The following is a 23,670-nucleotide window of genomic DNA, read 5'->3' as shown; positions in this document are numbered from 1 at the left end:
GCCGCGATGCAACGCAGCTTCAGCGCTTCTCGAGAATTTCGCGCGGGTCGATCGGCTTGCCCCCGTGGCGTACGTCGAACAGCAATTCATGCTGACCGTTGTTGCCGCGTGCGACGCGACAAAGCGGCGTGCCCGGAGTGACCTGCTGGCCCACCTTGACCAGAATCTCGCCGCACTGGGCCAGCACGCTCTGCAGGTTGCCGGAATGGTGCAGGATGACCACGTTGCCCAGTTGGCGCATGGCGTCGGCGAAGCGCACTTCGCCCCGCGCCGGCGCACTGGCGATGCCGCTGGCGGCGGTACGAATCTGCATGGGCGCCAGCTGGCCATTGCCGTTGGTGCCGAATTCACGTGTCACGCTGCCGGCGGCGGGCCAGCGCCACGACTGGCCCGGCTTCTGCAGCGGGCCGGGGTCCGGGCGGGCGACCAGGCTGCCACCGCTGGCGCGCGCGGCCGGGGCGCTGCGGCTCGGGCCACCGTTGAGCGGCACCGAGATCAGCATGCCGACGTCGAGATCATTGGGGTCCTTGCCGGGGTTGGCGGCCTGAATGCGCTGCGGGCTGGCGCCGAAATAGCGTCCGATCTTGGAGTAGGTATCGCCGGGGCGCAGCTGATAGCGATACGGGCCGCCGGAGGGCGCCCGCTCGCGCGCGGTGGGCACCAGGATGCGCTGACCGACCTTGAGGTCACGAATCTTGACACCCGGATTGAAGCGCGTGAGGCGCAGCAGGGGAATGTCGGCATCGCGAGCGATCTGCCCCAGGGTATCGCCCTTCTGGATGGTGACCCACTGGCCGGCCGGCGAGCCGGAGTAGCTGCTGGTCGCGCAGCCGCTCAGCCACAGGCTGAGGCAGATCAGCGCCAGCCAGCGCAACGTGAGGCCGGCACGCTGCAGAAGTGGACGGTTTACGTCGGGTTCGGCCTGCGCTCGTGCCGTGAAGCCCGCGGCATCCAAGCCACATTCAGTGTTCATCAATGTCATTCCCTGCACGTGACAGTCGGGCATCCTTGTCCTTCCAGACCTGATTGAGCCATTGCTGGAAGCGCTCGCGATAGGCGGCGTCCGCATGATAGTTGCCGTCGAGCATCCAGGGCTCCAGGGGCCGCTGAGTGATGACGAGCGTGATGTTGCCCCCGTGACCGCACAGGAACTGCCAGAAACTGGCATCGGCATGTCGGTAATCGAGAGTGGCATCCAGAATACCGGAAAGTCGATCGCCAAGCGTGTTGATCACCTGGGCACTGCCGCCGGCACGCGGCTTGAGCAGGTGCTGGAAAGGGCTCTGCTGCTGGTTGTGCTTGGCGGGCGTGAAGCGAGTGCCTTCCACGAAGTTGAAGATCGCCATCGGCGCCTGACGCGAGCGCTCGCACATGCGTCGTGTCGCTTCACGATCACGCTCGGCAAGCCGTGGGTTGCTGGCCAGTTTCTGCTGGCTGTAACGGCGCATGAACGGGAATTCCAATGCCCACCAGGCAAGGCCGATCACCGGTACCCAGATGAGCTCCTGCTTGAGGAAGAACTTGGGCATCGGCGTACGGCGGTGCAGGGCGTACTGGAGAACGAAGATGTCAGTCCAGCTGCGATGATTGGCGATCACCAGCCACCAGCGACGCCGGGCAGCCCCATCGCGCAGCGATTGCGGCACTTGGATGTCCCAGCGCGGGCGCAGCACGTGGCGAATCCACAGGTTGTTGGTGCCGATCCAGCCCATGGCGAGACGGTTGAGCCCCTCCAGCATGTGCAACTGCAGGCGGCGCGATGGCGTGATCAGCTTGAGTGCGGCCAGCAGATACAGCGGCAGCGCCCAGCACAGGGTATTGATGATCAGAAAGACAAGGCTGATGACACCTCTGATACTCGACATGCATGACTCCTTCATCAGGTGGCGCCATCGTAATTCACCCAGGAGTGGATGCCCACCCCGCTTGCGTGAGGGGTGGCAACCCTGCGTTGCACGAAGCGAACGCCCCCTCAGGTCGAATGGCGGGGCGCACGCAGCTGTGGTGAGATGCATCGCCGGTCGTGTGACTGGTCGGTGCAAGGGAGAGGTCGTGGCAGGGTTCACGCTGAAGTCACGCCGGGCACCGTCAATCATCGCCGCCGCTTCGCGGCGATATCTCAGGGAGCGAGAGTGGCATGTGGTTGCAGGGACTGTTGATCGGGCTGGCGCTGGCCGCCTTCGTGTTGATTGCCATCGAGGATGTGATCCATCTCAACAAGGCCAAGACGACCTTGTTGCTGGGCACCTTCAGCTGGTTGCTGCTGTTCATCTTCGGTCCCGCGGCCCTGGCGGTGGAGGATGTCCCCGAGGCCTTGAACGAGAACCTGCTCGAGATCGCCACCTTGTGGCTGTTTCTGATGGCTGCGATGACCTTCGTGGCCTTTCTCAATGCCAAGGGGCTGATCGCCAATCTGATCTACCGCCTGCTGCCCAAACGCATCGGGGAGCGCGGGCTGCTGTATCTGACGGGGCTCTTTGCCTTCGCCTTTTCATCGCTGGCCGACAACATCACCGCGACGCTGGTATCGCTGACCCTGGTGCTGTCGCTGGGCCTGGCGCCGAAGAAGACGCTGCGCTTTGCGGTGCTGGCGGTATTCGCCGTCAACTCCGGCGGCGTGGCGCTGATCACCGGGGATGTGACCACGCTGATGATCTTCCTGGCGGGCAAGGTGCGCATCAGCGAGCTGATGCTGCTGGCGCTGCCGTCCTTCCTCAGCGTTATGCTGCTGGCGACGCTACTGCTGCCCGGGCTGGGAGGTGAGGTGAATCTGGTGCGCGAGCCGCGCGAGACCCGGCGTCTTGATCGTCTGGTCGCCTGGCTGTTTCTGGCCACTATCCTGTCGACCCTCGGGCTCAACGTGCTGTTTGGCGTGCCGCCGCTGCTGACTTTCCTGTTCGGGATGTCGCTGATGTTCCTGCTTGGACATGTCGCTGAACGGCGCAGCGACAGCGAAGAGCGCCGTATACTTGATTACATTCGTATTATCGAATTCGATACATTGCTATTCTTCCTCGGCATCCTGCTGATGGTCGGGGCGCTCAAGGAAGCTCGTCTGCTGGAAGGCCTGGCACAGCTCTATGCCTTGATGCCGGCGATGCAGGCCAATTATCTGGTCGGGCTGCTCTCGGCACTGGTGGACAACGTGCCGCTGACCGCCGCAGTGCTCAAGGCGGATGTCAGCATGAATGATGCAGAGTGGCTGGCGCTGACCTATGCCGCAGGCGTGGGTGGCTCGCTGCTGGTGATTGGCTCCGCCGCCGGGGTGATCGCGCTTTCCAAGGTGCGTGAGGTGAGTTTCATGAGTTATCTGCGCTTCTTCCCGGCATTGTTGCTGGCCTACAGCGTGGGCTATCTGGGGGCGTACTGGCTGGGCGGGCAGATCACGAACACGCCAGTGACATTGGCGCTGTCGTCTCTGGGCTGATGTTGGGTCGCTGGAGGGCGTTCACTACGGCCACAGCCGCTGCCGCAGTCGCTGCCACAGTGGCCGTCTGAGCTACTTTTGGACGCACTGCCGGATGCGCTATCGGGAGAGGAATTGGCGCTGTTCCTGGTCGGCTGATCATTTTTTGATCAATCTGTCTGCGCTCGCCTGATCTCGATGGCGATACCCAGATGTACAGAGATTATTCACAGCTTTTTCCACAGCTTCTGTTGATAACCTGTCTGCGACGTTAGGTTTAGAGCCTCAGGCACAAGGCGCAGGCATGGCGGGGGGTAAGCGGCGAGTCATGCGGCGATGACACCATGGGGTGTTGCCATGAAGAGTGATGGCAGAAGGGGCGTGGAGGGTATGGCATGAAAGGGCATGCCATCTTCTGCACAGAAGAGCCCCCTGCGCATGCGTAGGGGGCTGAATGCGACTCATCTCATTGCGCAGTGCTGCCAGCAGGCCATCACGCGCTGAGCTGGCACAGCGTATGTTCCGGCAGCAGTTGTTCTGCGGGACGCTGTTTTCCTTCTTGCTGAGTCGTCACCGGTGCCGTCGCCAGCAGGGCGATGCCACCCAGCACCACCATATGCTCGTCACCGTCCGCGAACACCATGCGCTGGGCGTGGGCCGGGTAGTAGTGATATTGCAGCTTGGGATTGATGGGCAGTACCGCATGATGACGCCCGGTCTGCGGTGCCATGCCGTAGGCCAGCATGCCCTCGCAGACCGCTTCCAGCGTTTCGCCAAGCTCTTCGGCATTGAAGCCGACATGGTGCAGGCGCGGCCCCATCACGGAGAGCCAGGCAGCCAGCGGGTTGGCCTCGAGCAGGCGCTCGAAGGTCGGCCAGTCCGGCATGTCCCACGGACGGCAGGGCGCGAGCAGGTTCTGACCCTTGCAGTCATCACGATGACTCTGCCTGATCAGGCGCTTGAGCAGGTCGCGATGCATCGGCGGCAGGCTGTTGGCCTGCAGTTCCGCCAGCATGACGGCAGCGCCACCATCCGGGGGAAGCAGCAGATCGACCAGCAGGCCGCGGTCGGCCATGGCGTACTGTTTCACGCGGCGATAGCCCTGGTGATACAGACTGGGCAACAGCTTCTCGCTTCTGAAGGGCCCCTGGTTCAGCGTCAGGAACATCAGATATTCAGGGTTGATGCTGTCTGGCCAGATATCCAGCGCCCCGATGTCGGGATGGCGGTGGACGAAGTCCAGCCATAGCTGCTGTTGGAATTCCTTGCGTTGCATGATGCCTCCTTGAACGGCCCCTATGACCTCAGTGCTGGAGCGATTATAGGTAGTCGTGCAAAGGGTCATTCAACGCCATTATCCGTTTTTTCGCGTTTCTTGATCGGAGAGTAAAAATGCCAGTGCTGGTGGCGTATTGCGTGGTTCTCATGGTGTGGTCGACGACACCGCTGGCCATCTCGTGGAGCGCTTCGGGCTGGCTGCCTGCCTGGTCGGCGATGGGCAGAATGTTAATTGCCGCATGCCTTGGTTACCCGTTGTTACGCATGATGGGGCTGAAAATGGACCTTTCACGTGGGGCATTGCGCAGCTACTCGGCAGCCGCTCTGGGTATCTGGGGTGGCATGTACTTCGCCTACCTCTCTGCGGCCTGGTTACCAAGCGGTATCATGTCGTTACTGTTTGGACTGGCACCCTTGCTATCAGGGCTTTATGCACGCTGGTGGTTGAAAAGTGCCCCACTTGACAAGTTGCAGTGGATGGGGTTTGCGTTGGCACTGAGTGGACTGGCCGTCGCGGTCTCGGATTCCCTCGCGTTACCGCCGGGCAGCTGGAAGGGGGTCCTGACCATGCTGCTGGCCGTCAACTGCTTTGCCGCCTCGGGGGTACTGGTGCAACGCGAGCGGGCAGGGCTTCATCCGCTGGTGCAGACGGAGGGTGCGCTGCTGGTCTCTCTGCCGCTCTATCTGGTGTGTGCGCTGCTCGTCGATGGCGTGCCGCAAGCCCTGCCGGAGGGACGCCCGATGGCTGCCATCCTCTATCTCGGCATCTTCGGCTCGCTGATCGGCTACCTGTGCTACTACTTCGTGCTGTCACGCCTGTCGGCCAGTACGGTGGCGCTGGCGACCTTGATCACTCCCATCTTCGCCATGAGCCTGGGCGCGGTGCTCAATGATGAGCTGATCTCCAGCCGTGTGCTCGCCGGGGCCTTGCTGATCGTGATCGGGTTGTGCGCCTATCTGTTCGGCCCGCAGTGGCGGGCGCGCCTGACATCCCGCCGCTTGCAGGGCTGAGCAGGCTTCGGGCCGCCATCCTGCCTGTCTCTCGCGCAGCGGATCTGCACGCAATGCCTTGCCGAATGCATCAACGACAAGGGCCGCCCCGGCAGGGGCGGCCCTTGTGTCCTTTCCGGCGCGACTGAGCGCTCTGGCGAGTCGTGCAGGCATCAATCCTGATTGTTCTGGAACAGACGCTTGAGCTCGATCATGGCGGCCTGCTCGCTGTTGACGAGCGCTTTCTGGTCGTGGCGGTGCTCATAGTTCTGCTTGAGCATGTTGTCATCCATTTCCCGGAAGGCGCGCGCCACTTCCGCCGCGCGAGCATTGGGGTAGCCCATCGCTACCAGCAATTCTCCGCCCATCTCCAGGCTGCTGGCATAGGTGTCACGAATCACGTGCTCCACGCCCAATTCCATCAGCTCCCAGGCATGGTGGCGGTTACGGGCACGCACGAACAGCTTCAGGTGCGGGAATTGATGGCGCACCATGCGCACGATGCCGGTCGAGGTCTCGGCATCATCGACCGCCACCAGCATGATCCTGGCCTGCTCGGCACCCGCCGCCCGCAGCAATTCGGCGCGGCTGGCATCGGCGTAGAAGATGCGCGACCCGAACTGACGCACGAACTCGACCTGGGTGATATTGGGGTCCAGCGCGGTGAAGTTGATGCCCTGGCTCTTGAGCATGCGCGCGCTGATCTGGCCGAAACGACCGAAGCCGGCGATCAACACCTGGGGCGTCTCCTCACCGAAGTCCTCATCATAGGGGCGCTTGGCTTCGCTGGTGGCGCCGAGGTGGCGGGCATAGCGATAGAGGAAGGGCGTGGCAGCCATCGACAAGGTCACCGCACTGATCACCAGGCTGGTGAGGGTCTGATCGAAGATGCCGGCGGCCATGCCGGCGGTCAGCAGCACGAAGTCGAACTCACCACCCTGTGACAGGACCGCGGCCAGCGGCAGGGCCTCGGCCATCTTGAGGCGTGCAACGCGTCCGACCAGCGTGATGACGATGACCTTGCCGAACATCAGTGCCAGCGTCAGCGCCAGGACGGTCAGCGGCCGCTCCATCACCAGCGAGACGTCAACCGACATGCCTACGGCCATGAAGAACAGCCCCAGCAGCAGCCCCTTGAAGGGCTCGATGTTGGCTTCCAGCTCGTGGCGGTAGACGGTATCGGCGAGCAGCACCCCGGCCAGGAAGGCACCCAGGGCCATGGACAGCCCCACCCACTCCATCAGCAGCGCCGTGCTGATCACCACGAACAAGGCCGCGGCGGTGAAGATCTCGTGGATCTCGCTGCGCGCGACCATCTTGAGCAGGCGCGGCACGACAAAGCGCCCGACGATGATGACCGCCGCGATCATGCCAATGCCCTCGGCGATGCCGATCCAGTTGGTGCCGGTGGAGGCATCGAAGTTGTCAGCGAACAGCGGCATCAGGGCCAGCAGCGGAATCACCGCCAGGTCCTGGAACAGCAGGATGGCGAAGGTCGACTGGCCGTGCGGCGTCGCCAGCTGCTGATTCTCGCTCAATACCTGCAGCGCGAAGGCGGTCGAGGACAGCGCCAGAATCAGGCCCAGCAACACGGCTGCGGGCAATTCCAGCCCCAGCCACAGGCCGACGGGGGTGAGCAAGGCACCGCACAACAGCATCTGGGCGCTGCCCAGGCCCGCAAGCTTGAGGCGCATGTCCCACAGGCGCTTGGGCTCCAGTTCCAGACCGATCATGAACAGCAGCATGACGACCCCGAATTCGGCGAAGTGCAACACTTCGCCAGGCTCCGAGATGAAGCCGATCAACGACGGACCCAGCAGCACCCCGATGGCCAGATAGCCCAGGATGGAACCGAGGCCCAGACGCTGGAAGAGTGGCACGGCAACCACCGCGCATCCCAGCAGCACGGCGCCTTCCATCAACATGTTCATGTGCGTGTCCTTGTGCATACACGGGCGGAGGAGGCAGCGATTGTCGCTGGCCCCTCCTTTTGTCGCAAGCGTCAAGACGCGCTGGATGCGACCTTGTGCGCAGCGTGTTGCTGTGAGCGGGGCATGAGTGGAGGGGATGTGACGCAGGCACAAAAAAGCCCCCGCCAATGGCGAGGGCTTCAGCAGTGAAACGACTGATGGCGGCGATCAGGCCTGCGGCATAAGAGCTTCGTCCTGCACGTACTGGTTGAACTCGGTGAAGCCACCGATGTGGGTCTGATCGACGAAGATCTGCGGCACGGTCTCGACCGGCTTGCCGATGGTCTTTTCCATGTCGGCCTTGCTGATGCCTTCTGCATGGATGTCGATGTAGCGGAAGTCGAAATCATCGCGCTTGGCGGTGAGCTCTTCCGCGAGGTCCTTGGCGCGGACACAGAAAGGGCAACCCGGACGACCGAAAATGACTGCAAGCATGAGATTCTCCTAAGGTTCGTGATTCTCGTTCAGCCCGTACTAAAGGGGCCGAGAAAATGGCGCCGGCACTGCCGGTGAGTAATCGATGACCGCCATTGTGCTTGAGCCTGCCCGGGTTTGCCAATTGAGCCGTACTACCAAAGTCATTGTGGCAATCAATCACTGCCGTGCCGGGGACTAGCCCATCAACAGCAGATTGGCGCCAAAGCCACCGACGATCAACAGCGTGAACAGGATCAGCGCGAGCAGGAAAGGCTTCATGCCCAGTGAGCGCAGACGATCGATGCGAGTCTCGACGCCCAGGCCCGCCATGGCCATGGTCAGTGCCACGCTGCCGAGGGTAGAGAGGCTTGAGTGCACTGCCGCCGGAATCTCGCCGGTGCTGTTGATGCCGGCCATGGCGATGAAGCCCAGCGCGAACCACGGAATCGTCATGCCGCCGCCGGTCTCGCGGTCATCACCTTCGGTACGGGCACGCATGGCCCACAGCTTCGGCAACAGCAGCAGGAAGGGGACCAGCATCATCACGCGCATCAACTTGACGATCAGCGCATTGGCCAGGGCGTCCGGGCCGACCGCTTCACCGGCGGCCACGACCTGAGCGACCTCGTGGATGGTGGAGCCGATATAGATGCCGAACAGGCCTTCATGCATGCCGCTCAGTGGGTAGAGCAGCGGGTAGACCAGCATCGCCAGCGAACCGAACAGCACCACCGTGGCGACGGCCATGGCGGTGGCCGCCGGGCGAGCCTTGATCATCGATTCGGTCGCCAGTACCGCCGCGGCGCCACAGATGGCGGAACCGGCGCTGGTCAGCAGTGCGGTGTCGCGGTCCAGCCCCAGCCAGCGCGTACCGATGAAGTAGCCGCTGCTCAGCACTGCGGTGATCACCAGCACATCGAGGAAGACGACGCTCCAGCCCAGGCCGAGAATCTGCTGCAGGGTGATGGAGAGGCCGAACAGGATGATGCCGAGACGCAGCAGCTTCTTGGTCGCGATATGCAACCCCGGGGAAAGCGCCGCGGCGTGCCGGCTGGTGATCGGCAGGTTGCCGACCACGATACCGCACAGCAGGGCGAAGACCAGCGGGCTGATGCCGGTGGAGGCCAGCGCCGGAATGGAATGCAGTGCCAGCCCCACCAGGGTCAGGCCGCCACACAGGGCGAGGCCCGGCAACATGCGGCGCAAGCGCTCGGCAGTGGCGGGGGGAGTCAGGGTCTGTGCGTCCATGAGCATTCTCCTTGAGGAAAGTGGCCTATCCCGTGCGGAACATGGCCTGTCTTGTTATGGGGCGTGCGCTGGCGTGGGGGGCACGGCTGTCATCGCCAAGGGCGCTTGAGCTTGCGTTGCTTGCTTAGTGCCTCCGGTTTGATGATTAGTCTATTCGGGAATATTATTCGGCAGTTAGTCGATTATTCTTTTATTACATACCGGAAAAACCGATATGCAGATCCACATCACGCTGCGTCAGTTGCAAGTGTTCGTGGCGGTGACACGCCACGGCTCCGTCAGCGCCGCGGCGCGCGAGATCGGCCTGTCGCAATCGGCGGCGAGTCAGGGGTTATCCGAACTGGAGCGTCATCTCGAGGTGCAGTTGTTCGAGCGCCTCGGTCGCCGCCTGGCCCTGAACGCCAATGGTCGCCGCCTGTTGGCGCGCGCCGAGCAACTGCTGGAGCAGACCCACGCGCTGGAACTTGAGGCCCGTGAGCCCGGCGTGGTGGATGGCAACCTGCGTGGCGAACTGGAAATCGCCGCCAGCGCCACCATCGGCACCTGGTTGCTGCCGGGGCTGGCAGGGGCCTTCATGCGCGAACATCCGGGCACCGAGCTCAATCTGCGCCTGCGCAATACCCACCAGGTGGTGGAGGCGGTGCTCAACTATGACGCCGAGCTCGGCTTGATCGAGGGCGACTGCCACGCGCCGCGCCTGATGAGCCAGACCTGGCGCGAGGATGAGCTGGTGGTGGTGGCGCCGCCGAGCCATCCGTTGGCCATGCGCGGTACGGCGCTCAGCGATGAGGATCTCGCCACGGCCGACTGGATTCTGCGCGAGGGTGGCTCGGGCACGCGGGCGGTCTTCGAGCGTGCGCTGCATGGGCGGATCGAACGTCTCAAGGTGCGAATGGAGTTGGGCCAGCACGAGGCCATCAAGCAGGCCGTGTTCGCCGGATTGGGGCTGGGGTGTCTGTCGCGGCTGTCGGTGGCGGCCGAGATCGCGCGTGGCGAGCTGGTGGTGCTGGCCACGCCCCAGCTCAACCTGAAGCGGCGCTTCTCGATGCTGTGGCACCCGGAACGTTACCGCAGCCCGCTGTGGCAGGCGGTCAAGGTCTATCTGGAAGCCAGTCCGCGCTGAGCCGTCGAGGGCGGAGCCGCCGCGCGCTTGATAGTTTGCTAACATAGGCGCTCCCCGCGATCCGGCTGCCGCCGAGCCACGCCGCTGAGCCTGAGCCACGGGGAGCGTAACGGTCTGTCTAGCGTCCATGGAGATGATGATGAGCACAACGGTCGAGCTTTATTACCACGAGAGCGATGCTCGTGATGGCGCCGAGGAACAGACAACGAGCCAGCAGGACGCGACGCCGCTGGTCATTCTTCACGGCCTGTTCGGCAGTGCCGACAACTGGCGTTCGCATATCAAGTCGTGGTCGCGGACGCGCCGTGTGATCGCGGTGGATCTGCGTAACCACGGCCGCAGCCCGCACGTGGCCGGCATGAGCTACCCCGAGCAGGCCGCGGATGTCATCGCGCTGCTCGACCGCCTTGCCATCAAGCGCTGTGACCTGCTGGGCCACTCGATGGGCGGCAAGGTCGCCATGCAGGTCGCGCTCGAGGCGCCCGAGCGTCTGCGCAGCCTGCTGGTCGCCGATATCGCGCCGGTCGCCTATGGCCACGGGCATGACGATATCTTTGCTGCCTTCGAGGCGGTGCGTGACGCGCGCCCGGCCTCACGCAAGGAGGCCGACACGGTGATGGCGCAGCATGTCGATACCCCGGCCATCCGCCAGTTCCTCGCCACCAATCTGGTGCGTCTCGACGATGGCGCCATGGGCTGGCGCGTCGGGCTGGACCATATCGCCGCGGGCTACCCGCAGATCGTCGAGGCGCCGCACGGTCAGGGGCCGGTCGAGCTGCCGGCGCTGCTGCTGTGGGGGTCGCGCTCCAACTACGTGCAGGCCGAGGGCCTGGCGACGATGCGCGAACACTTCCCTGCGCTGGAAGATGACTCCCTGGAGGCCGGCCATTGGCTGCATGCCGAGCGTGCCAGCGAGTTCCAGCAGGCGGTGGTGGCGTTTCTTGATCGCGTCGCACGCGCTTGAGTACGCCGAGCAGTCACTCCGAAAATCGTCAGCCGGCCGCGAGTGATCGGGTCATCCCGCCGGTGACCACCCACGAGCGCCTGGTGGTGGCGCTGGTCACCCTGCTGCAGTTCGCCGTCATCATGGGCTTCACCATGGTGATGGCGCTGGGCCCTGACTTTGCTACCTCGCTGGGCATTCCGCTGGATCACCTAGGCTATATCGTCGGCAGTTATCCGCTGGCCGCCGCGGTGGGTACCCTGCTGTGGACACGGCACGCCGATCGCTTCGATCGCCGCTGGGCAGTGCTGGGTTTCCTGTTCGGTGCGGCGCTCTGTCATCTGATCGCCAGCTTCGCCACCGACTTCGAGACCCTGCTGGCGGCGCGCATGCTGGGTGGGTTGTTCGGCGGGCCAGCGGCGGCGACGGCGCTGGCCATCGTGATCGACGTGGTGCCGGGAGTCCGCCGGGGGCGTGCCATGGGGCTGGTGATGGGTGCCTTCTCGGTGGCCTCGGTGCTGGGGCTGCCGTTTGCGCTGTGGTTGTCGCAGGGCTTCGGCTGGCAGGCGCCATTTCGCGCAGTGGCGCTGTTGGCGTTGCTGGTGTGCGGGCTGCTGGCCTGGATACTGCCGCCGATCCGCGGTCATCTCGATAACCCCGAGACCCGCCTGCGCAGCCGCAAGGGCACCACGATCCTGAACATCCTGGCCCAGCCCGACCATCGCCTGGGGCTGGCGCTGATCGCCACGGCGATGTTCAGCAACTTCCTGGTGATTCCCAACCTGGCAAGCTATCTGCTGTTCAATCTGGGCCTGCCGCGGGAGGATCTCGGCGGGCTCTACATGATCGGCGGCGGGCTGTCGCTGGTCGGCATGCAGCTGACGGGGCGGCTGTGTGATCGCTATGGCTGTGTCTGGCCGGGCACCATCACCTGCCTGATGACGGCGCTGGTCGGCTGGGCCTTCCTGCTGCATTCGCCGGGGCCGTCGCTGATCTGGATCGGCTTTGGCGCCTACATGCTGTTCTCGTCGGCGCGGCGTGTGACCCAGAATACGCTCAACAGCTTCATTCCCGCCGATCACGAGCGGGCAGCCTTCACCAGCACCCAGAGTGCCGTGCAGCATCTGAGTTCTGCCGCCGGCAGCTATGTGGGCGCCGGACTGCTGGTCAGCACCCCGAGTGGCGCGCTGGAAGGCATGCCGCTGCTGGTCGCGGTGCTGATGATCGCGCTGGTGATCCAGCCGCTGCAGATCCTGTGGCTGTCGCGTCGCCTGGCCCGCCGCTAGCGCTTGTGGAATCGGTACAAGATGGCGAGAGTGAGCCGGACCTAAACCCAAAACGCCCTGTCGGAGATTCCGGCAGGGCGTTTTGCATGGGGCGCGCTCAAGCGCTCAACGTCTCAGGGCGCGTTGACGTCGACGGCCAGGTGGCTCAGCGACTGGCGCTTCTTGATCATGCCGCGCTCGAACAGGAAGTCCTCGAAGTCACGGTAGCGGCCGGCATCCAGCGCGGCAGGACGCAGCGCGAAGCGCGGCAGGGTGGCGTACCAGGCTTCCTTGTTGAGCTCGGTATCCAGTGCCGGATCGGAGTCACGGAACATCTCCCAGCCTTGGTCCGGGTGGTTGATGATCCAGGCGGTGGCTTCGCCGACGGCGGCGAGGAAGCCGGCGTACTGCGCCTGCTTGCGCTCGTAGCTGTCGCTGTTGGCGACGAAGATCAGCTCGTCATAGGTCGGCACGCCTTCTTCCTCGATGTAGAAGGCGCGGCCCTTGACGCCTTCCTGAGCCATCTGGGCCAGCTCGAAGTTGCGGAAGGCGCCGGTGACGGCATCGACCTTGCGCGTCAGCAGTGACGGCGTCAGCGAGAAGTTGACGTTGGTCAGCGTGATGTCATCCAGCGTCAGGCCGCTGTGCTGCAGCATGGTGGAGAGCAGCACTTCCTCGACACCGCCGACCGAGTAGCCGACCCGCTTGCCCTTGAGGTCGGCGATCGACTGGATGTCGCTGTCGGCGCGCACCACCACCACATTCAGCGGCGTGGCGACCAGGGTGCCGATACGCACCAGCGGCAGGCCCTGATCGATCTGCAGGTGCAGTTGCGGCTGATAGCTGATGGCGATATCGACACGCTCGGCGGCAGCCAGCTTGGGCGGCACGCTCGGGTCGGCGGGGGCGATCAATTCGACATCAAGGTCGTGCTTCTTGAACAGCCCCAGCTCCTGTGCCAGCACCAGCGGGGCGTGACCGGGGTTGGTGTACCAGTCGAGCATGACCTTGAACTGCGTCAGCGGCTGCTCGGCGGTGGCAGCGTCCTTGGCAACGTCCTTCGAGTCAGCATCAGCGCTCTGTTCGTCGCCGGCTGGCGTGGCTTCCGCGGTCGGTTCAGCACCGTTCTTCGCCTGCTCGGCGGCGCCGGCAGTCGCTTCCACGGCTTCCTGACTCGCCACCGGCGCGGAGGCGGTTGAGTCGCCGTTCACTCCGACCTCGGCTTGCTGAGCGACGATTTCCGGCGCTGACTGGGTGCTGGTCGCGGCGGGTTCTGCCTCGGCGGCGTGGGCCGACATGGCAGTGGCTGGCAGGCTGCTCAGGCACAGCGTGGTCAGCAGGGTGGCGAAGGCGGTGGACAGCAGCGAGGCACGCGGTGAACGTGTCGGCTGTGCTTTGCGCCGTGGCGCCGATGACGAATGAGACATGGCGGAGTTCCTTGTGATCACAGGGTAGTGGTGCTGCCGTTCGTGGGCGGCAGTCGTCAGGCTCTTGCAGTTTGTGTCGAGCGTCGTTGCGTCTTTCGGTCATGCGGTCATGCGGTCATGCAGTATTTTTCCGAAGGCAAGGCGTGTCAGCTCAGACGTGTCAGCCGGTCGCGGTGCCAGGGCATCAGGGTGCGCAGCAGCGCATCCAGCGAGAAATAGAGCAGCAGGGAAAAGGCAACCAGCACCAGCAGGGCGGCGAACATCAGGTCGATCTCCATGCGCGCGTTGGCGTTGAGCATCAGATAGCCCAGCCCCTGGCTGGCACCGGCCCATTCCCCGATGACGGCGCCGATGGGGGCGGCAGTCGCGGCCATGCGAATGCCGGAGGCCAGCGCCGGCAGTGCGGCGGGCAGCTGGATGTGGATCAATCTGCGCCATGGGCTGGCGCCCAGGGTGTGGGCCAGATCCAGCCAGCCCTGCTGGGTCTGGCGCAGGCCGTCGTAGCCAGTGGAGGCGACCGGGAAATAGATGATCAGCGTCGCCATCACTACCTTGGACAGCATGTCATAGCCGAGCCACAGCACCAGCAGTGGGGCGATCGCGAACAGCGGTATCACCTGGCTGATCAGCAGCATCGGCAACAGCGTACGGCGCAGGCGGGGGATGAAGGCCAGCGCCAGCGCGGTGGAAAGCCCGAGCAGGATGCCCAGCACCAGCCCGGCCAGTATCTCGCTGATGGTGACGCCAGCGTGATGGGCCAGCAGCGGTGCCTTCTGGATCAGCACCTCGAGCACGGCCTGGGGCGTGGGCAGAATGTAGGGCGGTACGGCGGTAACGGCAATGATCAGCTGCCAAAGTCCCAGCAGGAGCAGCGTACTGATGACGAGGTGACGCATGGCGTGCAGACGTTTCATGCGGCCTCCTCGCTATCACGCAGGCGGGCGATCAGTTGCGCCTGCGCCGGCGGCAGGGCCGGGTCATCCAGCGGCACCGGCCGCACGGCGCCAAGCCCCGGCAGATGCTCAAGCTCGGCGCCGTGGCCCGGGGCGCTCGACGGGCGCAGCACCAGCAGTTGATCGGCAAGGCGCAATGCCTCAAGCGGGTCGTGGGTCACCATCAGGACGGTGCGGCCCTTGAGCAGGCGGCTGGCCAGATCGTGCAGCTCCAGACGGGTGATGGCATCCACCGCCGAGAACGGCTCATCCATCATCACGATCGGCGCCTGCTGATAGAGCGTGCGGGCGAGAGCGACGCGTTGGCGCTGGCCGCCGGAGAGGGCGTCCGGCCAGGCCTGCTCACGACCCTCAAGCCCGACCGCGGCCAGAAGCTCATGGGCGAGTTCGCGATTGCGCGGCCGCCGGCGCAGGTCATCGCCCAGCCACAGGTTGTCGATGACGCGCCGCCACGGCAGCAGCAGGTCCTGCTGCGCCATCCAGGCCACGCGGTCGGTCAGCGGCTGACCGTCATCGGTGGCGAGGTCGAGCTGGTGGAGATCTGACATTTCCAGGCCAGCCAGCAGGCGCAGCAGCGAGCTCTTGCCGCAGCCGGAGCGCCCCAGCAGTGCCGTCCAGCTACCAGCCTCCAGACGCGCGGAAATATCGCGGAACAGCGTGTGGCCGGCGTAATCGATTCGTGCGTTGTTGAGGGTGAGTCCCAGCGACACAGGCAATTCCGTGGTCAGGCGGCGTGCCGGCAGGAGGAAGCAGGTGACGCGCCGTGCAGGGCACGCGTCGGGGATTCCCTCCGCCGGTATCAACCGGATCAGGTTCCAGGGGTTGTCGCGCGACGTATCGCTGCGACTCTCAGCCCATTCTCGGGCACCCCCATCCAGGCCGACAGTGTAACGTCACTGTCTTGCCGGTGTCTTGTCCGACGCAAGTCGGGACAGGGGAGACGGCGACTTTCTTGAGTGGCTTTCCTGATTGGCTTTCCTGAGTGGGGCGAAACGGACTATGCCGATGTGGCACGCCTTGGGTATGCTGAACATGACTGTAACAAGACGTGTTGCCCAAGGAGATCATCATGCCCGACACACCGGATCTCTCGACCTGTTCCAGCTATCCCGTCCCCCCGCGACGGCCGAGCGCAGCTGACGCCACGGGGGAGCCGCACCCCGTGCCCAGGGGCTGGCCCGAGGAGTCACTGACTCGACGGCTCTCGACCTATCTGGGGCAACCGCTCGAACCGCTGGCACTCGCCTGGCCGGATAGCGCCAACTGGCTGTGGCGCCAGCGTGGCGGCACGCCGGGGCTGATCAAGCTGGCGCGAACCGGGCCAGACCACGACCCCTTCTGGCACGCCATGCGCGGGGTCTTCGGTGCCGATCGCTGGGCGACGCCGGAGGGTTTGACGCGACTGGCGGGCGCCTTGCCCGCGCGCCTGCCGATTCCGCCGCTGCCCCTGACCTTCCTGGGGCGTCTCGATGGCGCGCCCATCTGGCACCTGCCGTGGTCCAGCGGTCAGCCGAGCAATCTCAGCATCACCTTCTGTGAGCTGCTGGGCGACCAGCTCGGTCGCCTGCATCAGGATACGGTGTCGGGCTTCGGTCAGCCGCTGGCGCAGCCGATGCCGCTGTTGCACTGGAATGCCCGCGTCACGCGCTTTCTGGCCCATCACCCGCGTCGCGCGGAACTCGGCACGCTGCTCAAGCGCACCTTCCCGGCGCCGACTCGCGCGGTGTGGTGTCTGCCGGACATGCGCGCCGATCAGTATCTGTGCGCCGCCACCGGCTGGGTATGGAGCGATTGGGAAGCGCTGGTGTGGGCGCCGATCGAGTTCGACTGGGCGCTGGTGGAGTTGCTGCTGGAAACGCCGGAGCAGCGTCAGGCCTTCATGAAGGGCTATTCGCGCCATGGGCGCATGGTCGATCTCGATGGCCAGCGTGAGCTGTGCCGTGCGCTGTTGTGGGCGATGGAGGCATTCGGCCCGCGGTCCTATGCTGAGCTTGCGGCAGCCCCTGCCTGGGTCTCGCCGCGCAGCCTGGCGTGAAATTCGCGTGCTGTACACTGCAAGTACATGAAAGGTGTGAAATTTCTCTGCAGCCCCTTCGCTGACATGGAATACTGTGGGTGAGTCGTCATGGACGTCATTCGAGATCTGATGTAGGGCTTGGCGGGGGAGCACTCGTGGTAGAGAACCTGAATTATTATTTCTTGCTGGCAGGCACGCTGATCGCCTTGAGCGTGTTGGCCAGCCGCGTCTCGGCGCGTCTTGGCATGCCGCTGCTACTGCTGTTCCTCGGTCTTGGCATGCTGGCGGGTGAAGATGGCGTCCTGGGCATCCAGTTCGACGACGCCTCATCCGCTTACATGATCGGCAATCTGGCGCTGGCGCTCATCCTGCTCGATGGCGGCCTGCGTACGCGGCTGTCCACGTTTCGTGCCGGCCTGAAACCGGCGCTGGTGCTGGCCACCGTCGGGGTCTTCATGACCAGTGGCCTGGTGGGCCTTCTGGCCATGTGGCTGTTTGATCTCACCCTGATCGAAGGCCTGCTGGTCGGGGCCATCGTCGGTTCCACCGATGCCGCGGCGGTCTTCTCGCTGCTGGGAGGCCAGGGCGTTCACCTCAATGAGCGTGTCGGTGCGACGCTGGAAATCGAGTCCGGCACCAACGACCCGATGGCGATCTTCCTGACCATCACGCTGGCCGAGATCCTGACCGGTCAGCTCTCCGGCGTCGCGTCGGGCATCATGAGCTTCCTGCTGCAGTTCGGTGTCGGCGCCGCCATGGGGATCGCCGGCGGCTGGTTGATCGCACGCCTGATGCGTTATCTGGACCTCGCCCCCGGTCTTTATTCGCTGCTGGCGCTGGCACTTGGCTTGAGCCTGTTCGCCACCACCAACGAGATGGGCGGCAGCGGTTTCCTCGCCATCTATCTGTGCGGCCTGATGATCGGGAATCACCCCGGTCGTCATCTGGAGCACATCCTGCCGGTGCATGATGGCATGGCACACCTCTCGCAGATCGTGCTGTTCCTGATGCTGGGCCTGCTGGTCTCGCCGTCGACCATGCTGCAGTTCGCGCTGCCGGCCGCCATCCTCAGCGTGGCGCTGATTCTGGTGGTGCGCCCGCTGGCGGTCATCCTGTGTCTCAAGCCGTTCTTCCGCTTCCGCTGGCGCGAGCTGTGGTTCATCAGCTGGGTGGGATTGCGAGGGGCGGTGCCGATCGTGCTGGCGATCTTCCCGGTGATCACCGGGGTCGAGAATGCCGGTCTCTACTTCAATGTCGCCTTTTTCGTGGTCATCATCTCGCTGCTGGTACAGGGCTCATCGCTGGCGCCGATGGCGCGCAAGTTGAGGGTGGTGGTGCCGCCGGGCGCACAGCCCAGTCGCCGCAACCTGCTCGGCATCATGCCGGTCAACGACTACGAGATGCTGGTCTATCGCGTCGACAACACGGCGCTGGAAGGCGTGGCGCTGCGCATGCTGCGCTTCCCGTCGGGGGCCAAGGTCGGGGCGCTGTTCCGCAACAAGGTGTTGATCCACCCCAAGGGCAGCACCTGTCTGCATCAGCAGGATGTGCTGTGCGTGGTAGGGCGCTCGTGTGATGTGCCAAGCCTCAACCGCATGTTCAATGGCGAGAGCCTGCAGCATGAGCAGCGCGCCTTCTTCGGGACCTTCACGCTGGAAGGCGATGCCAACATGCAGGATATCGCCGATGTCTACGGGTTGACACTCTCCCAGGGCGAGCAGCATCTGACCATCGCCGAGTTCATCACTCGTCGAGTCGGTGGGGTGCCGGTGGTCGGCGACGATGTGGACTGGCATGGCATCCACTGGGTGGTGAACGAGGTGGAAGGCAATCGCATCACCAAGGTCGGGCTGCGACTGCACTGAGCCTGACTCCGTGTCTGAGCCTGAGCCTCTGTCTGAACTTCACGCACTACGACGCCCCCATTGCACTGCGTGTAATGGGGGCGTCGTGTTTGGACTCATCAATATCGTACTCTGTTGATGTCAGGCCAATTTGTCCGTGACAGCGCCTGGCCATCCTTTGTGGCCAGCGACAAGGAGGTGACTACATGGCCAGCCCACATCCTCATCTCGCGGGCTTTCTGCGACGATTCGAGCAATTCCCGCCCGGGCTCACGGCGGATGAGAAGACCTTTCATGCCACCTTCAACATGGTCTACGTGCTGGCGGTCAGCTGCCATCTGATCTACGCCATCCTGCTGTTGTGGCTGGGTGAGATGGGCATTCTGGCGCTGAATCTGGCGATGCTGATCGTCGATCTGGTCTGCCTGCAGCTGCACCGTGCTCGCCGTGAAGCCCTGGCGGCCACGTTGATGGCGCTGGGCACCTGTGCGCAGATCAGCTTCTCGCTAAGCTATTTCGGCTCGGAGGCCGGATTCGACTACTTCTACTTCGGTGCCTTGCTGTGCATCTACTCGATCCGCATGTCGTTCATGCGGCGCGTACTTCTGTGTGCCGCCTGCCTGAGCATGCCGCTGCTGGCCTATATCATCCTGATGCTGGAAGGGCCGACCCATCTGCTGCCCGCTGGCTGGATGCTGGCATTTCGCATCATCAATCTGGGTGTATTGACCATCTTCTTCACGCTGGTGCTGGTACAGATGGGCTGGTCGGTGGAGCGCCTGCAGCAGCGTTTCGAGACGGGAGGGCGCTTCGATGCGTTGACCGGTGCCCTGAGTCGCGCGGAGCTGGTCGACAGCGGACGCGGCATGTTGATCAACAACGGGCCGCTGAGCCTGATGATGGTCGATGTCGACCACTTGGCGCTGATCAACGAGACCTGGGGTCGCCAGGCCGGTGATCAGGTGCTCAAGGAGCTGGTGCGGCGCATGCGCAGCATCCTGCGCGGGGAGGATCTGGTCGGGCGCTATGGCGGCGAGGAGTTCGTGCTGTTATGCCCGGGGCTGCATGGCGAGCGCGTCGACCAGGTGGCAGAGCGTCTGTGCAAGGGCGCTTCGGCGTTGCCATTCGTCATCAATGACGGCCTCAACAGTCTGGATGTCAATCTGTCGATCGGTGTCGCCCAGCGTCAGTCCGGCGACAAGGACCTGGAAGGCCTGATCGCCAAGGCTGACGTCAATCTGTTCCGCGCCAAGCAGGATGGCGGCAATGGCTTCGTCAGTGACACCCAGCTGGGGCCCGTGGGCGGGCCGGGCATCGCCGCCATCAATTGAGCGCAATGCACTGTGCGTAGCTCTGTCCATGGAGCACTGCGCGCAGAGCTTCGTGCACAAAGCCTGGTATACAACCCGGCGCGCCCCCGCAGAATGACGTTCATGTCTCCGGGGGCGTGCTTGTGTCAGGGCGTCACCAGGCTTGCCCTGAGATAAGTCAGCGGCGGTTGGACTGGCGCCGGCGACTCTTGCTTGCGGGCTTGGGGGCGTAGTCGCTGTTCGAGGCCGGTACCGCGAGCTTGGGTGCAAAGCCTTCCACGACCTCGCGCGTCACGAAATAGCCCAGGTGCTGCTCGATGGCGCACAGGTTGCGGAAGTCATCACGCGAGACCAGCGAGATGGCTTCACCGCTGGCCCCGGCACGGCCGGTGCGCCCGATGCGGTGGACATAATCCTCGGCGGCGTCCGGCAGGTCGTAGTTGACCACGCGCTGCAGATCATCGATGTCGATGCCCCGCGCGGCAACGCCGGTGGCCACGAGATACTTGATGGTGCCGGCCTTGAAGTCGGCCAGCAGCTGCTCGCGCATGGCCTGGCTGCGACCGCTGTGGAAGGACTCGGCGGCGATGTCACGTTTCTCCAGCTGACTCACCAGCTTGGCGGCGCCGCGCTTGGTCTCGATGAAGATCAGCGCCTGCTGCCACTGCTTCTCGTGAATCAGGTGGCTCAGAAGGGCGGACTTGAACTCCTTGTCGACCGTGATCAGATACTGGCTGATGTCGGGCGCGGTGACGTTCTCCGGTGCGATCATGATCTCGACGGCGTCCGTCACTGCGGTCTTGGCGAGCACACGCACCTGGGCCGAGAGCGTTGCCGAGAACAGCAGGTTCTGGCGCTCCCTTGGCAGCTTCTCGATGATCTTGTTGATGTCGGCGATGAAGCCCATGTCGAGCATGCGGTCCGCTTCGTCGATGACGAGAGTGCGTGTCTCGTCGAGATGGATCGCGCGGCGGGTCAGCATGTCCAGCAGGCGGCCGGGCGTCGCCACCAGGATGTCCACACCTTCGATCAGACGCTGCTGCTGGGGCTCGATCTCCACGCCGCCATACATCGCCATGGAGCTGACTTCCAGATGCCGGGCGTAGTGCTGGATGTTGTCTTCGACCTGAATCGCCAGCTCCCGCGTCGGGGTCAGGATGACGGCATGTACGCGCTTGGCGCGCACCTTGGGCGCCTGTTGCAGGGTCTGCAGGATGGGCAGCACGAAGCTTGCCGTCTTGCCGGTACCCGTTTGGGCGGCGGCGATCAGGTTGTCACCGGCCAGCACGACGGGGATCGCCTTCTCCTGGATGGGAGTCGGGGTCTGGTAGCCTTGCTCGGTGACGGCCTTGACGATGGGATCGCTCAAACCAAGGGCAGAAAATGGCATGGTGTCTCGACTTGTCTAAAGGGGGAGGGGCAAGCGCACATTCTGCGGCAAGGAATGTCTGGCGCAGTGATGCTCACTGTAGCCGAAAGTCCGCTGACGGCCCGGCGCATCATTGGGCATCGCTCAGGCAGGGTAGCGAAGTGGCGGCGATGGGCGCTGCGCGGCAACAATGAAAAAGCCCCGCCTACCTGAAGTAGACGGGGCTTTCGGAATTCAAGGTGGTGGAGGGACAGGGATTCGAACCCTGGGTAGGCTATTAACCTACGCCGGTTTTCAAGACCGGTGCATTCAACCGCTCTGCCATCCCTCCGACTCACGGAGCGAAATACTACCGAATCTGATGAGAATAGCAAGAGGTAGGCGAAGAAAAATATTCGGAAAAGCCATCGCGGACAAACACTTGCAGCAGGATGGCGCTGGGGTGAGGCCGCCGGAAGCCGCCTGCTGGTACCAGGCCATGATTCAGCTCATGACTCGGATCATGAGTCATGACCACGAAAAAGCCCCGCCTACCTAAGGTAGACGGGGCTTTCGGAATCAAGGTGGTGGAGGGACAGGGATTCGAACCCTGGGTAGGCTATTAACCTACGCCGGTTTTCAAGACCGGTGCATTCAACCGCTCTGCCATCCCTCCGACTCACGGGATGAAATACTACGGATTTTTCAGTCAGCGTCAAGGACTTGGCGTAAATTTCCTTGTCGTTCAGATGCTTGAAAGGTCGCACATGCCACAATGGCCGCGGAGACTGACGATGTCGTTGCCTTGCGCGCGCCGGATGGTTGCCTCAATGGGGCTTTTCATCGTTCTGTCTCTTGATTAGGCAAACCCCTGAGGGCATGCTGGGGTCAATTCGATGAATCCATCGTAGCAACCTGAGGATAGACACCATGGCTAACAGCTCCTGGCAGGTCTCGCAGGATACCGCGAGCCGCTCGCTCAGTACTCACAAGGTACTGCGCAACACTTACATGATGCTGGCAATGACGCTGCTGTTCTCCGCGCTGACCGCTGGCGTGGCGATGAGCATGGGCGTCGGCCGCATGAACATCTTCGTGCTGCTGATCGGTGCCTACGGCCTGATGTTCCTGGTCCACAAGACCGCGAACTCCACCGCCGGCATCTTCGCGACCTTCGCCTTCACCGGCTTCATGGGCTTCACGCTCGGTCCGGTACTGAATGCCTACCTGAGCCTGCCCAACGGCGGCCAGCTGGTGATGACCGCGCTCGGCATGACCGGCATCACCTTCGCCGGCCTGTCCGCGGTGGCACTGGTGACGCGCAAGGACTTCTCGTTCCTGGGCAACTTCCTGTTCGCCGGCGCCATCGTGCTGATTCTGGCGATGCTGGCAGCGATGATCTTCAACATCAGCGGCCTGGCACTGGCTGTCTCCGCCGGCTTCGTGCTGTTCGCCTCCGCGGCGATCCTGTTCGAGACCAGCCAGATCATCCACGGCGGGCAGACCAACTACCTGCTGGCGACGGTGAGCCTGTACGTCTCCATCTACAACATGTTCGTCAGCCTGCTGGCCCTGCTGGGCTTCGCTTCCGACGATTGATCGTCAAGCGAAGGAACATGAGACCTGCAAACGACCCCGCCTCGGCGGGGTCGTTTGCGTTCGGGTGTCAGGTGGCGTGACTCGCGCTAGAATGGCGGCCATTCATGAGCAGTCACACGAGGTTCGCATGCGTTATGCTCTGGCCGTCTACGGCGGCCCCTACAGCCAGCAGGCCAGCCATTCGGCGCTGCGCTTTGCCGATGCCCTGCTAGCGCGCGGCCATCAGCTGACCACGGTGTTCTTCTATCACGATGGCGTCTACAACGCCGCCAACATGATGGCGCCGCCTCAGGACGAGCCGCATCTGCGTGATCGCTGGCTGTCGCTTGCCGAGAACCACGCTACCCGCCTGCAGGTGTGTGTCGCTGCGGGCCTGAGGCGCGGCATGCTCGATGAGCGCGAAGCGGCGCGGCATGGCAAGCAGGGGCACACCCTCGAGGCGCCGTTCGAGCTGACGGGGCTGGGCCAGCTGGTCGAGGCGACGTTGGACAATGAACACTTGATCACCTTTGCATGACGTCATTTCTTGTCA

General features: G+C 63.8%; 20 protein-coding genes, 2 tRNA genes and 1 riboswitch. Of the genes, 10 read left to right on the top strand and 12 right to left on the bottom strand.

Annotation, left to right across the window (positions count from 1 at the left end; all coding sequences use genetic code 11):
* Window positions 1–19 precede the first annotated feature (19 nt).
* Together NH396_RS04930 and NH396_RS04925 are read right to left on the bottom strand one after the other, a co-directional pair.
* Window positions 20–973: a LysM peptidoglycan-binding domain-containing protein gene (locus NH396_RS04930; protein WP_176676702.1), complete on the bottom strand. Its 954-nt coding sequence runs from the start codon at window positions 971–973 to the stop codon at window positions 20–22.
* Complete coding sequence (locus tag NH396_RS04925) at window positions 963–1,865, bottom strand: acetyltransferase (RefSeq protein WP_176676703.1); 903 nt, start codon at window positions 1,863–1,865, stop codon at window positions 963–965. Before NH396_RS04925 ends, NH396_RS04930 begins: the two co-directional genes overlap by 11 nt.
* A 272-nt stretch (window positions 1,866–2,137) precedes the next feature.
* On the opposite strand from NH396_RS04925, the gene nhaD reads away from it, so the two are divergent.
* Window positions 2,138–3,427 carry a sodium:proton antiporter NhaD gene (gene nhaD, locus NH396_RS04920; RefSeq protein ID WP_176676704.1) on the top strand — a complete coding sequence of 430 codons (1,290 nt, stop codon included), beginning with the start codon at window positions 2,138–2,140 and terminating at the stop codon, window positions 3,425–3,427.
* Window positions 3,428–3,899: 472 nt separating this feature from the next.
* Here nhaD and NH396_RS04915 read toward each other — a convergent pair whose 3' ends face one another.
* The gene (locus tag NH396_RS04915; RefSeq protein WP_176676705.1) at window positions 3,900–4,682 is read right to left on the bottom strand and encodes a DUF1338 family protein; all 783 of its coding nucleotides are present in this window, start codon (window positions 4,680–4,682) and stop codon (window positions 3,900–3,902) included.
* A 116-nt stretch (window positions 4,683–4,798) separates the two neighbouring features.
* Here NH396_RS04915 and NH396_RS04910 point away from each other — a divergent pair, with 116 nt between their 5' ends.
* Entirely contained in the window at window positions 4,799–5,695 is an 897-nt protein-coding gene (locus NH396_RS04910; protein WP_176676706.1) for an EamA family transporter, read from the top strand.
* A 152-nt stretch (window positions 5,696–5,847) separates the two neighbouring features.
* Here the strand turns inward: NH396_RS04910 and NH396_RS04905 are convergent, their stop codons facing one another.
* The 3 genes from NH396_RS04905 to NH396_RS04895 form a co-directional block, all read right to left on the bottom strand.
* A complete protein-coding gene (locus NH396_RS04905; protein ID WP_176676707.1) occupies window positions 5,848–7,605 on the bottom strand; it encodes a monovalent cation:proton antiporter-2 (CPA2) family protein in 1,758 nt (585 codons plus the stop codon).
* A gap of 207 nt (window positions 7,606–7,812) precedes the next feature.
* A complete protein-coding gene (locus tag NH396_RS04900; RefSeq protein WP_043335038.1) occupies window positions 7,813–8,079 on the bottom strand; it encodes a GrxA family glutaredoxin in 267 nt (88 codons plus the stop codon).
* Between the two features lie 177 nt (window positions 8,080–8,256).
* Window positions 8,257–9,309, bottom strand: a complete 1,053-nt coding sequence (locus NH396_RS04895) for a YeiH family protein (protein WP_253062109.1) — start codon at window positions 9,307–9,309, stop codon at window positions 8,257–8,259.
* A 214-nt stretch (window positions 9,310–9,523) separates the two neighbouring features.
* On the opposite strand from NH396_RS04895, the gene NH396_RS04890 reads away from it, so the two are divergent.
* From NH396_RS04890 to NH396_RS04880, 3 genes are all read left to right on the top strand, one after another.
* Complete coding sequence (locus tag NH396_RS04890; RefSeq protein WP_175089838.1) at window positions 9,524–10,432, top strand: LysR substrate-binding domain-containing protein; 909 nt, start codon at window positions 9,524–9,526, stop codon at window positions 10,430–10,432.
* A gap of 139 nt (window positions 10,433–10,571) precedes the next feature.
* The gene (locus NH396_RS04885; RefSeq protein ID WP_306424376.1) at window positions 10,572–11,396 is read left to right on the top strand and encodes an alpha/beta fold hydrolase; all 825 of its coding nucleotides are present in this window, start codon (window positions 10,572–10,574) and stop codon (window positions 11,394–11,396) included.
* On the top strand, window positions 11,393–12,661 hold the full coding sequence (locus tag NH396_RS04880) for an MFS transporter (RefSeq protein ID WP_176676708.1): 1,269 nt from the start codon (window positions 11,393–11,395) through the stop codon (window positions 12,659–12,661). Before NH396_RS04885 ends, NH396_RS04880 begins: the two co-directional genes overlap by 4 nt.
* Before the next feature lie 113 nt (window positions 12,662–12,774).
* Here the strand turns inward: NH396_RS04880 and NH396_RS04875 are convergent, their stop codons facing one another.
* From NH396_RS04875 to NH396_RS04865, 3 genes are all read right to left on the bottom strand, one after another.
* Window positions 12,775–14,067 (bottom strand): ABC transporter substrate-binding protein, encoded by a 1,293-nt coding sequence (locus NH396_RS04875; RefSeq protein ID WP_253062107.1) that lies wholly within the window; start codon window positions 14,065–14,067, stop codon window positions 12,775–12,777.
* Window positions 14,068–14,213: 146 nt separating this feature from the next.
* The gene (locus NH396_RS04870; protein ID WP_175089841.1) at window positions 14,214–14,981 is read right to left on the bottom strand and encodes an ABC transporter permease; all 768 of its coding nucleotides are present in this window, start codon (window positions 14,979–14,981) and stop codon (window positions 14,214–14,216) included.
* A complete protein-coding gene (locus NH396_RS04865) occupies window positions 14,978–15,730 on the bottom strand; it encodes an ABC transporter ATP-binding protein (RefSeq protein WP_253062105.1) in 753 nt (250 codons plus the stop codon). Before NH396_RS04865 ends, NH396_RS04870 begins: the two co-directional genes overlap by 4 nt.
* Before the next feature lie 58 nt (window positions 15,731–15,788).
* A riboswitch (TPP riboswitch) is annotated at window positions 15,789–15,902 on the bottom strand.
* Between the two features lie 187 nt (window positions 15,903–16,089).
* Here NH396_RS04865 and NH396_RS04860 point away from each other — a divergent pair.
* From NH396_RS04860 to NH396_RS04850, 3 genes are all read left to right on the top strand, one after another.
* On the top strand, window positions 16,090–17,055 hold the full coding sequence (locus NH396_RS04860; RefSeq protein WP_176676709.1) for a hypothetical protein: 966 nt from the start codon (window positions 16,090–16,092) through the stop codon (window positions 17,053–17,055).
* Between the two features lie 137 nt (window positions 17,056–17,192).
* Complete coding sequence (locus tag NH396_RS04855; protein WP_175089843.1) at window positions 17,193–18,902, top strand: potassium/proton antiporter; 1,710 nt, start codon at window positions 17,193–17,195, stop codon at window positions 18,900–18,902.
* 185 nt (window positions 18,903–19,087) lie between these two features.
* Entirely contained in the window at window positions 19,088–20,212 is a 1,125-nt protein-coding gene (locus NH396_RS04850; protein ID WP_176676710.1) for a diguanylate cyclase, read from the top strand.
* 157 nt (window positions 20,213–20,369) lie between these two features.
* Here the strand turns inward: NH396_RS04850 and NH396_RS04845 are convergent, their stop codons facing one another.
* The 3 genes from NH396_RS04845 to NH396_RS04835 all read right to left on the bottom strand — a co-directional run bounded on the left by NH396_RS04845 (window position 20,370) and on the right by NH396_RS04835 (window position 22,215).
* Window positions 20,370–21,581 carry a DEAD/DEAH box helicase gene (locus tag NH396_RS04845; RefSeq protein WP_176676711.1) on the bottom strand — a complete coding sequence of 404 codons (1,212 nt, stop codon included), beginning with the start codon at window positions 21,579–21,581 and terminating at the stop codon, window positions 20,370–20,372.
* Window positions 21,582–21,800: 219 nt separating this feature from the next.
* Window positions 21,801–21,891: transfer RNA gene (locus NH396_RS04840), tRNA-Ser, on the bottom strand.
* 233 nt (window positions 21,892–22,124) lie between these two features.
* Window positions 22,125–22,215: transfer RNA gene (locus NH396_RS04835), tRNA-Ser, on the bottom strand.
* A 254-nt stretch (window positions 22,216–22,469) separates the two neighbouring features.
* On the opposite strand from NH396_RS04835, the gene NH396_RS04830 reads away from it, so the two are divergent.
* Window positions 22,470–23,138 carry a Bax inhibitor-1/YccA family protein gene (locus tag NH396_RS04830; protein WP_054557334.1) on the top strand — a complete coding sequence of 223 codons (669 nt, stop codon included), beginning with the start codon at window positions 22,470–22,472 and terminating at the stop codon, window positions 23,136–23,138.
* A 127-nt stretch (window positions 23,139–23,265) separates the two neighbouring features.
* On the top strand, window positions 23,266–23,655 hold the full coding sequence (gene tusD, locus NH396_RS04825) for a sulfurtransferase complex subunit TusD (protein ID WP_176676712.1): 390 nt from the start codon (window positions 23,266–23,268) through the stop codon (window positions 23,653–23,655).
* The last annotated feature ends 15 nt before the right edge of the window (window positions 23,656–23,670 follow it).

It is taken from the genome of Cobetia sp. Dlab-2-AX, from assembly GCF_024124625.1.
Lineage (GTDB): Bacteria > Pseudomonadota > Gammaproteobacteria > Pseudomonadales > Halomonadaceae > Cobetia.
Note: the sequence above shows the minus strand (reverse complement) of the source record. Positions and strands in the feature narration are given on the sequence as shown.